Here is a 12,893-nt window from a genome sequence, read left to right as displayed (position 1 = left end):
TCGGTCACTCAGCCCGGGCGATGGCTCTCCGGGCTCGGCGGCGCCAGCACCCGGGTGGCGCGCGGAAGCAGCCTGGACAGGAGCGCGCTGACCGATGTCACGGGATGAGCACCGGGTTCGGGCAGGCGCGTGGCGAGCATGCCGGCTCCGAGCCGTGCCACCGCCGACAGGACGAAGAGGACGTGCAGGTTCACCCACGGCTTGCCGCCGAGGATGAACTGCTCGGGCAGCGCGGAGGCGATGGCGCCCCCCAGCGCGGCGGCGATGGAGTAGGCCAGTCCGCCCGCAGTGGCGAAGGCCGCGAGGTAGAAGGGCCGGCCCTTGCGCGGCGCCACGCTGAGCGGCAGCGCGAAGATGGCCAGGCCGTGGCCGCTCCACAGCGCGCCGGCGAGGACCACGTCGAAGAGCAGCGGCCACAGCGTTCCCGCCGAGGGCAAGAGCCACAGCGCCGGAATCACCCCGATGCCCAGCGAGCACGCCAGCAGCACCGGCTGCGCGCCCACCTTGTCGATCATCTTTCCCCACAGCGGCGCGGTGAGGATGCGCACCCCGGCGACGGCCGCGGCATGCAGCGCCATGACGACGAAGGTCATCTTGAGGTTCTGGAGGCTGTGCAGCGCGAAGAACGGCGCGGACACGCCCACCGCCGCGTTCCAGGCGACCTGATAGGTGAGCACGCGCCGCGCCAGCGGGTCCTTCAGCGGCACCAGCGCGCCCCTCAGCTCCAGCCGGGGCGAGGTGCCCGGCGGCGCGGGGTCATGCTGGCTGGCCATGATCAGCGTCGTCACCACGCCCATGACACAGGCGCCCAGCGCCAGGAGGGGCAGGGCCACGCCCAGGCCCTCGACGGGACGCAGCCGGTCCATCAGCAACCCCGCGCCGAGCGACGCCAGGGTGCCCGCCAGCGTGGTGAGCGCGGTGCGCCGTCCGAAGAAGCGTCCGCGCACCGCGCGCGGAACCAGCTCTCCCATCCACGCCACCCACGCGTTGTTGCCCACCACGCCCAGCACCGCCGAGGCCCCGGCCACGACGAGCAGTACGTGCTGCCGCGCCGCCAGCTCCAGGTCCAACCAGGGCAGGACGGCCAACGGGAACATCACCAGGCGCGACAGGCACACCGCCGTCAGGGCCACGCGCCGGTGGCCGAAGGCGGACGTCAGCCACGCCGCCGGAAATTGCACGAACTGGGCGAGGAACGGCAGCGCCGTCATCACGCCCACCAGGAGCGGGCCCAGCCCCAGGGCGATGGCCCACGCCGTCAGCACGGTGGCGCCCGCGCAGGCGGTGAAGACCTCCGTGAACATGCCCTCCACCACGGACGCGCCCAGCGTCGAGCGCAGCCTCTTCGCGGGGATGTGCGAGGGGACGTCGGGGCTGTCCGCCGGGGGCGCACCCAGCAGGGGCGCGGCCGAGCCGGGCAGCGACGAGCCCGGACGGAAGAGGGGAACGGCGGAGGCGAGCGAGGCGAAGCTGCTCAGGACGTAGCGACGAAAGGCAGCGGTGCTCATCGAGGGGCCTTCCGTCTGTCGCACGGCTGCCCCAGGCGCCTCAATCCGACCTCCTCCCCCCTCTGGCCGCCCGCTCGGCCCCCAGGCGAGTCCGGCCGCCCGCCCTCCTGGCCGGAGGGGGCGCTGGAATCAGGTGCAGTTCAAGCGGTCTTGAACTATATGAACGTCCTGAGGAGAACGGCGCACATGGAACTGGCTCGGGAGCTCACGGACTTTCTGGCGGCGGTGGAGCGGCGGCTCGACAGCACGCTGGTGGATGGCAACGCCGGTCCGGACGTGAAGGGCGACACGCTGATGGAAGCGGCCCGGCACCTCTGCGTGGGCACTGGCGGCAAGCGCGCGCGTCCCATGCTGGTGAGGTTGTTCGGCGGCGCGGTGGGTGTGGCGCCGGAGCGACTGGTGGACGTGGCGGTGGCGGCGGAGTTGATCCACTCGGCGAGCCTGCTGCATGACGACGTGGTGGACGCGGGCATGTTCCGCCGGGGCCGCCCGACGGTGAACGCGCGCTGGGGCAACATCGTGGCGGTGATGAGCGGTGACCTCATCCTGTCCACCGGCCTGCATCACCTGGCGCAGCTCGACTCCCGGCTGACGTTGTCCGCGCTGTCGGTCGTCTCCGAGATGACCCGCGCGGCCATCGCCGAGGTGGAGGCGCGTGGAGACCTGGACCTTCCGCTCAACCGGCTGCGCTTCATCGCCGAGGGCAAGACGGGCTCGCTGTTCGGCTGGTGCGGACACGCGGCGGCGACGCTGGCGAACCTGCCGGAGGCGGTGGACCGCTTCGACGGGTTCGGCCGTCACCTGGGCGTGGCGTTCCAGATCGCCGACGACATCCGAGACATCCTGGGCACGGACGTAGGCAAGCCCCGGTACGCGGACGTGCACTCGCGCACCCCGTCGATGCCCATCCTGCTGGCGGTGGCGAAGGACGAGAGCCTGCGTCGCAAGCTGAAGGACGCGTGGGCCTTCTCGACGATCACTCCCGACCGGACGAAGGAGATTGGCGCCGCGATCGAGGCCACCGGCGCGGTGGAGTCGTCCATGGCGCGGATGAACGTGGAGATTGAAGCGGCGCTGGACAAGCTGGGCCACTTCGCCCACGAGCCGGCGGGCGCGGAGCTGGTGGGCTGGGCGCGCAAGCTGTCGGCGGGAATCGCCGAGCAAGTCCAGGGGCGGGCCGCATGAAAGGCTACCTGTGGACGGGGGGACACGGGAGTCCGAGCAACCCGGATGCGCCGGTCATCGAGGGCCGGCTCGCACCCTGGGAAGCCATCGCGGTGGACGCGGTGGGCAATGTCATCGAGTTCTGGGGCTTCAAGCGCAACCAGGGCCGGGTGTGGGCGCTCTTGTACCTGCGGGGCGAGCCGCTGACGGCGGGTGAGATCGAGCGCGAGCTGGACCTGTCCAAGGGTGGCGTCTCAATGCTGCTCCGCGACCTGGAGCGCTGGGGTGTCATCCAGCGGGTGCGGCTGCCGCAGGACACCGTCTGGCGCTACGGCGCGGAGACGGACCTGGTGCGGATGGTGCGGCACGTCATCGAGGAGCGCGAGGCGGGCTTCGTGGCGCGCATCCGCGCGGACCTTTCCGAGGCGCGGCGGCTGGCGGAGATGGCGGGCAAGGTCCCGAGCGACAGGCTGGAGCGGCTGGAGAAGATGGCCACGCTGGCCGAGCACGTGGAGCGGGCGCTGCGGCTGTTCATCAAGACGTCGCGGCTGGACGTGTCCGGGGTGCTGGCGGTGTTCCGGGACGGCGCCTCGCGGCGCAACGAGCGGTAGGGGAAGTCACATGGATTCGCATTACGACATGGTGATGAAGGCCCGGGAGGGCGCGGACCCGAACGCGAAGCGGCTGTACTTCGCGTACTCCACCATCCTGGACCGGGCGGCGTTCGACGAGTGGAAGCAGCAGCACTCGTATGGCTTCTTCGAGCTGCCGGAAGGGCGGCTGGCGGAGGCGGTGGACGTGGACCTGGTCTACGACTTCCCGTCGCGTTGGTGGGGCGGGCGGGTGGCGGGGCTGGCGGATGCGTCGGGTGGCCAGGTGTTCGGGCGGCTCTTCGAGATTCGCGGCCAGGACTGGCCCATCGTCCAGCACAAGGAAGGCTTCGTGACGGGCATGTGCGTGGAGCGCACGGTGAAGGTGCTCGTGGACGGGCAGGAGGTGGAGGCCACGGCCTTCGTCACCAACCCGAGGCGTGCGGCGCGGGACGGACAGGTGAGCCCGCGCTTCGTGGAGGCCCTGGTACGGGGCGCGCAGGCGGCCGGGTTGCCCGCGGACTACGTGGAGCGGCTGAAGCGCGGCGGGGCCTGACGGGTCGCTACCGGCAACCACACCCCCAGCCCACGACCCACAAGCAACACCGGTCCGCGAAGCAGGCGTCCTTGTTCTTGCCGGAGCACCCGCAGGAGGAGGTCGTAGGACACTGGTGCACGTCGTTGCCGTCCTCCTCGCACGCCAGACCATCCTTGTCCGCGTCGAGGTCCGCGCGGCACTCCGGGTCGGCCTCGTAGTCCTGCTGCGCGGCCGACCGGGAGCTGTAGTCGCTGCAATTCGTATCGGCACAGTCCAGGGCGAACATCTGGCCGCAGCCGGTGAAGCCCGTGAGGAGGACGGCCAGGACCATCAGGCAGACAGGGATGAAGGAGTGCATCCGCCAGGATCTACAGAGGCCTGGTTTCGAGGCACATACCTCGCGAGGAGTAGGGCGTGTCCCGGGCGCCGACCCTGGAGGATGTCGTTACGGCTCGTCGGCCAGTCTGTCGAGTTGCCCCTGGGCGCGGAGCTGGCGCTGTCGGACGCACGCTCCTACATCGGCTCTCGCTGTTGGGGCGTGCTGATATGTTCCAGCGGAGAATCGGAGCATTGACCAGCGGCACCTCGCTTGATTGAACGGACGTGGCCATGCGTGCGCGAACTTGCAGCGCCCCCCTGCTCCTGATCCTGCTCTCGGCCTGCGCCACGATGGCTCCGAGCTCGGGAGAGATGGAGGACCCGAGACCCCAGAGTCCGAGATTCGCCAACCTTCAGCGGGCGGCGCAGTACCCGTGGGCGGATGATGGGAAATGCGTGGTGCGGGAAGCCTCCAACGAGTGGCCGATCCTTGCGGAGCGGTGCTTTCATGCTCTCGATCGCGACAGGGTCAGGTTGAGGGATGTCACCAAAAGATGCGCTGTCGCCTACGCGGATGCAGCCGCTCCCGCAGTCGTGGCCCTCTGTGTTTTCGCGGCACCCGAGATCGTTGTCGGTGCAGTGATTGTTATTGGCGCGGTGGTGGTAGCAGCCGCCATCCAGGAGGGGATTGATGCTTATGAACGGAATGCATCTCGCGAGCGCGCGAAGCCCAAGGCTGAAACACAGCCCGCTAAGGAACTGTTAGCGAACCGAGCGCCAAGACCAAAGGGATCACCCACCGGAGACATCTTCCCCCCATCGCCAGAAACCACGCCGCGCCGTCCGTCGTGCGAGCCCGTCCCGGTGCGGCACGCGGGCGAAGATGTTCCGCATAATGAGTGCGCCGATAAGTTTCCGCCCAACCGTTTTCCCGGCATGGACGTATTCGTGGGCGGCGAGCGCTTCGATGCTCTGCAAGTCGGTGTGCGCGTGCTGTGGGAGATCAAGACCCACCGATTTGACACCTACTCTTACTTTGTCCAGGAGCGGGAGATTGAGAAGGAGGTCGAGCAATTGACCAAGGAACGCGACGCTGCGCGGGTCTGTGGATACGACTTCGTCGTTGGGGTGAGCCAGCAAGCGCACAAAGACGCGCTGCGCGCCCTGAGTCCCGCGCTCCATGTCGTCGTCACGGGGTGCACACGATGATCATCCCTAGAGTCCTCGTCTTCATCGTCTACGCGCCTGCGCTCGTGGGCAAAGACGGCCGCTCGCTTGAGGTCGTCCATGGGATGGAAAAGGCACTTCCCGGCTTGCGCCTGGCATGGAGGGTCTCCGAAGGCGGGCGCCCCATCGCCTTGCCGCATCGCGACGCGTGGCTCGCGGAAAGGACGCAGCACGGGAAATTCCCTCTGCTGTGCAACGGGGACGAGAGTTACCCCGTGACGGTTTCGGGGAGGGAAAACTCGGCACTCTTCAGCCCGGGCGGTCAGCCGCAGCTCGACGTTCATGCGAAGTTGCCACTAGACGAGGCTATTATCTCGGCAGCGCCGGCCATGCTAGAGGCCATGGCGGAGGGGGCGCGCGCGTTCTGGGGGCATGCGTCCCGGTATAGTTACGGCGCTGAAGTCGGGGAGCAGTTTCGCCGCTCCGCTGATGGACCGGAACTCTCACCGCGTGGGCTTCCCATGCTCAATCTTCCAGAAAAACTCCCCGCGCCTGAGATTCCCTGTTTCCTCGGGTGGGTGAACTATTGGTCTGCTGCCGCGGCGCAGGCCATCGGGTTCCCGGATCCTGCTCGCGACGCCGAAATGCTCACGCGGGCGCGGCGCACGTTGTCGGGCGGATGGGTTGTGAAGCTCACGGATGCGCCGCTCGATTATGACAACCCCGCCCACCTGGACGCGCTGAAGCGGGCCTACGAGCGCTTCCCGAAGATCGGCGGGCGCGACTCTCCACGCTGAAGGAGGTCATCGCCGTCGTGCAGTGGACAGGCGGGGCACCGTGCCATTTCGGACGCCGGTGCCTAGGTTCCCCCCGCGTCCATGTTCTTCTTCTTCTCGAACCGGCTGGGTTGTCTGGGCAGCATCCTCGTTTCAGTGGTGCTGAGCGCGCTGCTGTACTTCATCTTCATGCGCGCCTAGCCACTCGAGGACGCTGGATCACGGCTTGCCGTGCCAGAGGTCCGACTCGTCCTCGTCCTCCAGCGGGTGGACGGTGACCACGGTCCCATCCTTGTCCGGTGTGCTCCGGGTGGCCTCGGCTTCGGCCGGGGTGTGAGGGGCACGCTCGGAGAAGTTGTCGCCTTGGAGGTGCCGCTGGCGCTGTTCGCTGGTGCCGCCGTATCCCTCGGCGATCTTCTTTCGGGCCATCGTGCGTTCCTCTCGCTGGGGTGTCGTCCCATACGCTGGGGGCGACCGAGCGGGTCCGCAATGCATGCTCCCGTCTTGGCGCCCGCCCTGGCTCGGGTGGCCTGGAGGGGGAGCGAGCGCCGGGCCTTACCATTCAGATCACCCACCGATCTCAAGGCCCATGCCTACATGAACGAAAGGACAGTCATTTCTGGCCCCAAGCACGGGCCTGATTGTCCAAGAATCATCAGGAGTTGAAGGCCCTTCGGTGTGAAATCAAGGCCTTGCGAATGCCTGAACGCATCAGCAGTGAGTCCTCGGCGCTTCCGCAACCCGAAGCCAGCCGATCACTGCGCGATCGTGCGCACGAAAAGCCTCGTGCCTACATGCTCCGATGATCAGTGGTTTTTCGACCCCTCGCGCTGGCTTTCAAAGCTCGAACGAGCCGTAATGCCTACATGCCTGGATGTTCAGGTATTTCCAGGGGGTGTCCGCGCGCGAGCAAGTTAAAGACAAGCACAATCACAGACGCGCTGATTTTGTCTGTGATTGTGTTGAATGTGTCTGTCTTCAGCCCGGCGTGAACCACAGCACGGACAGCGGGGGCAGGGTGAGCAGCGCGGAAGCTGGCTGTCCGTCCCAACCCGTGGGCTCCGTGTGGAGCTGTCCCAGGTTGCCCGTGTTGGAGCCGCCGAACTCACCCGCGTCGGAGTTGAGCACCTCCACGTAGCTGGTGTTCAGCGGGAAGCCCACGCGGTAGTTCTCGCGCACGGTGGGGGAGAGGTTGGCCACGCAGACGACGTGGCGCCCGGGCTGCCGCGAGCGGCGAACGAAGGCCAGCACGTTCGACGACGCGGAGTCCGGCTGGAGCCACTGGAAGCCCACCGGCTCGCTGTCCGCGTCGTACAGCGCGGGCAGCTCCTTGTAGATGTGGTTCAGCTTCGCCACGAGGCTCTGGATGCCCTGATGCCCCGGGTCCTGCGTCAGGTGCCAGTCCAGGCTCTTGTCGTGATTCCACTCGGCCGGCTGGCCGAACTCGCCCCCCATGAAGAGCAGCTTCTTGCCCGGGTGCGCCCACATCCACGCGAACAACGAGCGCAGGTTGGCGCGCTTCTGCCACGGGTCTCCCGGCATGCGCCCGTACAGGCTGCCCTTGCCGTGCACCACCTCGTCATGGCTCAGCGGCAACATGAAGTGCTCGCTGAACGCGTACAGCAGGCCGAAGGTCAGCTGGTTGTGGTGGTACTGCCGGTAGATGGGGTCCTTGGAGAAGTACGACAGCGTGTCGTGCATCCACCCCATGTTCCACTTGAAGTGGAAGCCCAGGCCGCCCTCGCTCACGGGGGAGGAGACCTTGGGCCACGCGGTGGACTCCTCGGCGATGACCACGACGCCCGGGTGCTTGCGGCCCACGGTGTCGTTCAGCTCGCGCAGGAACTGGATGGCCTCTTCGTTCTCCCGGCCACCCCAGCGATTGGGAATCCACTCGCCCTGCTTCCGGCTGTAGTCGAGGTAGAGCATCGACGCCACCGCGTCCACCCGCAGTCCATCGATGTGGTACTCCTCGATCCAGAACAGCGCGTTGGCGATGAGGAAGTTGCGCACCTCGTTGCGGCCGAAGTTGAAGACCAGCGTGCCCCAGTCCGGCTGCGCGCCCTTGCGCGGATCCGCGTGCTCGTACAGCGCCGTGCCGTCGAACTCACCCAGCGCGGCGGAGTCCCGGGGGAAGTGGCCGGGCACCCAGTCGACGATGACGCCGATGCCCTCCTGGTGCAGGTGGTCCACCAGGAAGCGGAAGTCGTCCGGATGGCCAAACCGCGCCGTGGGCGCGTAGTAGCCACTGACCTGGTAGCCCCACGAGCCACCGTAGGGATGCTCCGACACGGGCAGCAGCTCCACGTGCGTGAAGCCCATGTGCTTGACGTACTCGGCCAGCGCGGGCCCCAGCTCGCGGTACGTCATGGGGCGGTCGCCGTCCTCCACCACGCGGCGCCAGCTCCCCAGGTGCACCTCGTACACGCTCCACGGCTGGTGCGTGACGTCGGACTTCTTCGTGCGCGTCTCCAGCCACGCGCCATCACCCCAGCCGTAGCGTCCCAGGTCATGCACCACGGACGCGGTGGCCGGGGGCACTTCGGTGCGGAAGGCGAACGGGTCCGACTTCAGCACGCGAGGACCGCCCTGGCCGGGGCGAATCTCGAACTTGTAGCGCGCGCCTTCACCGACCTCGGGAACGAACAGCTCCCAGATGCCCGAAGCGCCCATGCGCCGCATGGAGTGCAGCCGGCCATCCCAGCTGTTGAAGTCGCCGACGACGGAGACCCCCGCCGCCGTGGGCGCCCACACCGCGAAGGACACGCCGCGCGTGCCGTTGTGGTGGAGCAGGTGCGCGCCCATGCGCTCCCAGAGCCGCTCGTGGCGTCCCTCGCCCGCGTAATACAGGTCCATCTCCCCGAGCGTGGGAAGGAAGCTGTACGGATCTCTCAGCGTGAAGACGCGCTTGCCGGGGTACTCCACCTCCAGCAGATATCCGAAGGTCTTGTCCCGTCCGTTGACGCGCGCCTCGAAGACGCCGTCCTGGCGGTGGGTCATCGGGACGCGGCCTCCGAACTCCGGGAGGACATGGATGGCCACGGCGTCGGGACGGAAGGCGCGGACCACCACGCCGTCGCCGTCCGGATGGATGCCGAGCACGGAGTGGGGCTCCGGGTGCCGCAGCTCCACCACGCGCCGCAGCTCCGCGTCGACCTGCACCTTGTCCGCGGGCTTCCTCACTGGGACTCCTCCATCCTCAAGAGGGCCTCGACGGGGATGCGCACCCAGTCGGGCCGGTTCTGCATCTCATACCTCACTTCGTACAGGAGCTTCTCCAACTCGAACGCGCGCAACATCGTGTCGAATGCCGCGGCGTCCGTGGGCAGGAAGGCCGCTCCCTGGGTCGCCTTGCGATATCCCTCCAGGAATGCCGTCCGGCTGGGACCCACGCGTCCGCGCGGCGTGCCGCCCTCCAGCGCCACCGTGGCCTCCGCGTAGTCGAACGAGCGAATCATCCCCGCCACGTCCCGCAGCGGGCTGTACTTCTCTCGCCGCGACGTGAAGTTGCGCGCCGGCTCGCCCTCGAAGTCGAAGATGAGCCACTGCTCGTTGGCCCGCAGCACCTGGCCCAGGTGCAGGTCGCCGTGGATGCGGAGCTTCTGTCCGGACGGAGTGACCTGGGCCAGCCGCTTCGCGTACTCGATGAGCCCCTCGCGGCGCCCCTCCAGGTCCGGGTGCAGCCGGCTCGCCTCCGCCAGCGTCACCCCCAGCTCGCCGACGATGGACGCGCTCCAGCGCTGCAGGTCCTCTTGCAGCAACGGCTCCGGCGCGAAGGCCGCGTCGTCCATGGGCGCCGAGCCGAACGCCAGGTGGAGATCCCCCAGCCGCCCGCCCAGCTCCTCCATCTCCACGAGGAAGCGGTCTCCCATCGGCCGTGCCTGACGCAGCCTGTCCAGCGTGTACTTCCACCCATCCACCGCGTCGGGGATGAAGCGGTGCGCCAGCACGAGCGTCGCCCCGGCGGCGCCCTCCAGTCGCATCGCGCCCAGCAGGGCGGGGGTGGCCCGGAACGTCGTCCGCGTCGCCAGGAAGCGTCCCACCTCATGCTCGGGATTCACCCCCGCTTCCAGCTTGCGGATGATCTTCACGATGACCTTCTCGCCCAGCACGATGGAGGTGTTGCTCTGCTCCACCATCAGCCGGCGCACCGTGAGCGGAGAGGGCAGGCCCAACAGGCCCTCGGGCCCGGCGATCCATTCCCCCACGATGCGGCCGGAGGCGGAGGGGAGCTGGGCGCCGTCACGGATGAGGTCGAACAGCGCCCGCAGACAGCCGTCGTCCTCCAGCGCGTCCTTGATTCCATCCGACGAGGGCTTCACCGGCAGCAGGTAGCGCTCGGACTGGCCCAGCTCATAGGCGACCTCCACCACGGCCAGCGACATGTTGCACGGCGTGGCGTCCAACTGGGCGTGGTCCACCACCGTGACTTGCTTGATGGGCCAGGCCTTCCCAGCGAACCAGCGCTGGCTCTTGAGGTACTCGGGCAGCTTCGTCAGATCCAAGGTCGTCACGCGCGGCTCCCTCCCGGCAGCGGCTGGTCCAGCCGAAACCACAAGAACATGTAGGGCCCCATCGACAGTTGATAGGGGAGCTCACTGATTCGAGGGAAGTGCGTCTCGCCAATCATCTCCACGGGCACCATGCCCTCCCAGTCGCGCAGGTCCAGCACCGCGGGCTGGGAGAAGCGCGACAGGTTGCACACCACCAGCACCGTCTGCCCCTCCCACTCCCGCACGAAGGCGAGCACCTTGCGGTTCTCCAGGGAGATGAAGCGCAGCTTCCCCAGGGAGAAGACGGGGTAGCGCTGGCGGATGCGAATCATCCGCTTCACCCAGTGCAGGAGGCTGGACTTCACCCGCTCCTGGGACTCCACGTTGATGGATTGATAGCCGTAGACGGGGTCCGCGATGACGGGGGCGTACAGGCGCGCGTAGTCCGCCCGGCTGAAGCCCGCGTTGCGGTCTCCCGTCCACTGCATGGGCGTGCGCACGCCGTTGCGGTCGCCCAGGTAGATGTTGTCCCCCATGCCAATCTCGTCGCCGTAGTACAGCACCGGCGTGCCAGGCAGGGTGAACAGCAGGCTGTGCATCAGCTCGATGCGCCGGCGCCCGTTGTCCATCAGCGGCGCCAGCCTGCGACGGATGCCCAGGTTGATGCGCATGCGCGGGTCGGTGGCGTACTCCCGGTACATGTAGTCCCGGTCCTCGTCCGTCACCATCTCCAGCGTCAGCTCGTCGTGGTTGCGCAGGAAGATGGCCCACTGACACGAGTCCGGGATGTCCGGCGTCTGCTGCATGATTTCGACGATGGGCGTGCGGTCCTCCCGGCGCACGCCCATGAACAGGCGCGGCATCACCGGGAAGTGGAAGCCCATGTTGAACTCGTCGCCGTCACCGAAATAGACGCGCACGTCGGCGGGCCACTGGTTGGCCTCCGCGAGCAGCATCTTCCCGGGGTACTCGGCGTCGATGGTCTTCCGCAGGCGCTTGAGGAAGGCGTGCGTCTCCGGGAGGTTCTCGCAGTTGGTGCCCTCGCGCTCGAACAGGTACGGCACCGCGTCGCAGCGGAAGCCGTCCACGCCCATGTTCAGCCAGAAGCGCATGGCGTCCAGCATGGCCTCCTGCACCTGGGGGTTGTCGTAGTTCAGGTCCGGCTGGTGGCTGAAGAAGCGGTGCCAGAAGTACTGCTTGGCCACCGGATCCCACGTCCAGTTGGAGCGCTCGGTGTCCGTGAAGATGATGCGCGCGCCCTTGTACTTGTCGTCCGTGTCGCTCCAGACGTACCAGTCGCGCTTGGGGCTCTTCGGGTCGCTGCGCGCCTCCTGGAACCAGGGGTGCTGGTCGCTGGTGTGGTTGACCACCAGCTCGGTGATGATGCGGATGCCGCGCTTGTGCGCCTCATCCACCATCCGCTGGAAGTCCGCCAGCGTGCCGTAGTCCGGATGCACGCCGTAGTAGTCCGCGATGTCGTAGCCGTCATCGCGAAGCGGAGAAGGGTAGTGGGGGAGGATCCACAGGCAGTCGATGCCCAGGTCCTGGAGGTAGGGGAGCTTTTCAATCAGGCCCGGGATGTCGCCATGCCCGTCGCCGTTGGAGTCGTGGAACGCTCGGAGGTGCAGCTCGTAGATGAGGGCCTTCTTGTACCAGAGGGGATCCAGGTCCATACGCCTCTCGGGTTGTCACTCGTAGTAGTCGAACGCGTGCTCGGTACGGCGGAAGCGGTAGACGGCCCATACGGCCGCGGGCTGCTCGGGAGTCAGGCGCACCTGCACGTCGGAGCCCTGCCACAACGAGCGCTCGTCCTTCATCAGCTCGTGCACCTGATAGGTCTCATCCGCGTTCGCGCCAAGCCATTCCAGCGGAAGTCGCAACAGCGCCTCCTGCGGTGAGTACGGATCCAGGCTCACGGCCACGAGCACCGTGCTGGTGCCGTCCGGCGTGCGCTTGCCGTAGAAGAGCACCCGCTCGTTGTCCGACTCGAAGAAGCGCAGCGTGTCGTAGGTGTGGAACGCGGGCTGGGTGAGGCGCGCGTTGTTGAGGCGCGCAATCCAGTCCCGGATGTTCCCCGGCCGGTCAGGGTCCCACGCGACGAGCTGGTACTTCTCCGAGTCCAGGTACTCCTCCTTGCCAGGCAACGGGCGGCCCTCGCACAGCTCGAAGCCGCAATACATCCCGTAGACCGAGGAGAGCGTCGCGGCAAGCGCCGCGCGCAGCCGGAACGCACCGGGCCCCGCGTTCTGCAGCAGCTCCGGCAGGATGTCCGGCGTGTTGGGCCAGAGGTTGCCGCGGAAGTAGTCGGACACGGGCGGCGTGGTGATCTCCTCCAGGTA

General features: G+C 67.6%; 11 protein-coding genes and 1 pseudogene. 5 read left to right on the top strand and 7 right to left on the bottom strand.

The features are described from left to right. Positions 1 to 8: 8 nt before the first annotated feature. Positions 9 to 1,508: an MFS transporter gene (locus ACN469_RS30425; protein ID WP_498773506.1), complete on the bottom strand. Its 1,500-nt coding sequence runs from the start codon at positions 1,506 to 1,508 to the stop codon at positions 9 to 11. 186 nt (positions 1,509 to 1,694) lie between these two features. Here ACN469_RS30425 and ACN469_RS30420 point away from each other — a divergent pair, with 186 nt between their 5' ends. From ACN469_RS30420 to ACN469_RS30410, 3 genes are read left to right on the top strand one after another with little or no spacing between them, the layout of a single operon-like run. Further along, complete coding sequence (locus ACN469_RS30420) at positions 1,695 to 2,693, top strand: polyprenyl synthetase family protein (RefSeq protein WP_498773504.1); 999 nt, start codon at positions 1,695 to 1,697, stop codon at positions 2,691 to 2,693. Next, entirely contained in the window at positions 2,690 to 3,283 is a 594-nt protein-coding gene (locus ACN469_RS30415) for a GbsR/MarR family transcriptional regulator (RefSeq protein ID WP_498773503.1), read from the top strand. Before ACN469_RS30420 ends, ACN469_RS30415 begins: the two co-directional genes overlap by 4 nt. A gap of 10 nt (positions 3,284 to 3,293) precedes the next feature. Next, entirely contained in the window at positions 3,294 to 3,818 is a 525-nt protein-coding gene (locus ACN469_RS30410) for a gamma-glutamylcyclotransferase family protein (RefSeq protein ID WP_498773501.1), read from the top strand. 7 nt (positions 3,819 to 3,825) lie between these two features. Here ACN469_RS30410 and ACN469_RS30405 read toward each other — a convergent pair whose 3' ends face one another. Beyond that, entirely contained in the window at positions 3,826 to 4,158 is a 333-nt protein-coding gene (locus ACN469_RS30405) for a hypothetical protein (protein ID WP_498773499.1), read from the bottom strand. A 251-nt stretch (positions 4,159 to 4,409) separates the two neighbouring features. Here ACN469_RS30405 and ACN469_RS30400 point away from each other — a divergent pair, with 251 nt between their 5' ends. Together ACN469_RS30400 and ACN469_RS30395 are read left to right on the top strand one after the other, a co-directional pair. Further along, positions 4,410 to 5,327 carry a DUF6310 domain-containing protein gene (locus ACN469_RS30400; protein WP_498773497.1) on the top strand — a complete coding sequence of 306 codons (918 nt, stop codon included), beginning with the start codon at positions 4,410 to 4,412 and terminating at the stop codon, positions 5,325 to 5,327. After that, complete coding sequence (locus ACN469_RS30395) at positions 5,324 to 6,082, top strand: DUF5953 family protein (RefSeq protein ID WP_498773495.1); 759 nt, start codon at positions 5,324 to 5,326, stop codon at positions 6,080 to 6,082. The genes ACN469_RS30400 and ACN469_RS30395 overlap by 4 nt, the downstream gene beginning before the upstream one ends. Before the next feature lie 198 nt (positions 6,083 to 6,280). On the opposite strand, the gene ACN469_RS30390 is transcribed toward ACN469_RS30395, so the two are convergent. From ACN469_RS30390 to ACN469_RS30370, 5 genes and pseudogenes are all read right to left on the bottom strand, one after another. Beyond that, positions 6,281 to 6,490 carry a hypothetical protein gene (locus tag ACN469_RS30390; RefSeq protein WP_498773493.1) on the bottom strand — a complete coding sequence of 70 codons (210 nt, stop codon included), beginning with the start codon at positions 6,488 to 6,490 and terminating at the stop codon, positions 6,281 to 6,283. 549 nt (positions 6,491 to 7,039) lie between these two features. Beyond that, complete coding sequence (glgB, locus tag ACN469_RS30385; RefSeq protein ID WP_498773491.1) at positions 7,040 to 9,244, bottom strand: 1,4-alpha-glucan branching protein GlgB; 2,205 nt, start codon at positions 9,242 to 9,244, stop codon at positions 7,040 to 7,042. Further along, entirely contained in the window at positions 9,241 to 10,575 is a 1,335-nt protein-coding gene (locus ACN469_RS30380) for a maltokinase N-terminal cap-like domain-containing protein (protein WP_498773489.1), read from the bottom strand. The genes glgB and ACN469_RS30380 overlap by 4 nt, the downstream gene beginning before the upstream one ends. After that, the gene (treS, locus tag ACN469_RS30375; RefSeq protein WP_498773487.1) at positions 10,572 to 12,227 is read right to left on the bottom strand and encodes a maltose alpha-D-glucosyltransferase; all 1,656 of its coding nucleotides are present in this window, start codon (positions 12,225 to 12,227) and stop codon (positions 10,572 to 10,574) included. Before treS ends, ACN469_RS30380 begins: the two co-directional genes overlap by 4 nt. Before the next feature lie 15 nt (positions 12,228 to 12,242). Further along, positions 12,243 to 12,893 (bottom strand): annotated as a pseudogene (locus ACN469_RS30370) (alpha-1,4-glucan--maltose-1-phosphate maltosyltransferase); the annotation flags it as partial.

It is taken from the genome of Corallococcus terminator (assembly GCF_049194865.1).
Lineage (GTDB): Bacteria > Myxococcota > Myxococcia > Myxococcales > Myxococcaceae > Myxococcus > Myxococcus terminator_A.
Note: the sequence above shows the minus strand (reverse complement) of the source record. Positions and strands in the feature narration are given on the sequence as shown.

Excerpts from the sequence above, each read along its gene's own strand:
- ACN469_RS30425 (WP_498773506.1), bottom strand. The coding sequence starts at position 1,508 with ATGAGCACCGCTGCCTTTCGTCGCTACGTCCTGAGCAGCTTCGCCTCG.
- ACN469_RS30420 (WP_498773504.1), top strand. The coding sequence starts at position 1,695 with ATGGAACTGGCTCGGGAGCTCACGGACTTTCTGGCGGCGGTGGAGCGG.
- ACN469_RS30415 (WP_498773503.1), top strand. The coding sequence starts at position 2,690 with ATGAAAGGCTACCTGTGGACGGGGGGACACGGGAGTCCGAGCAACCCG.
- ACN469_RS30410 (WP_498773501.1), top strand. The coding sequence starts at position 3,294 with ATGGATTCGCATTACGACATGGTGATGAAGGCCCGGGAGGGCGCGGAC.
- ACN469_RS30405 (WP_498773499.1), bottom strand. The coding sequence starts at position 4,158 with ATGCACTCCTTCATCCCTGTCTGCCTGATGGTCCTGGCCGTCCTCCTC.
- ACN469_RS30400 (WP_498773497.1), top strand. The coding sequence starts at position 4,410 with ATGCGTGCGCGAACTTGCAGCGCCCCCCTGCTCCTGATCCTGCTCTCG.
- ACN469_RS30395 (WP_498773495.1), top strand. The coding sequence starts at position 5,324 with ATGATCATCCCTAGAGTCCTCGTCTTCATCGTCTACGCGCCTGCGCTC.
- ACN469_RS30390 (WP_498773493.1), bottom strand. The coding sequence starts at position 6,490 with ATGGCCCGAAAGAAGATCGCCGAGGGATACGGCGGCACCAGCGAACAG.
- treS (WP_498773487.1), bottom strand. The coding sequence starts at position 12,227 with ATGGACCTGGATCCCCTCTGGTACAAGAAGGCCCTCATCTACGAGCTG.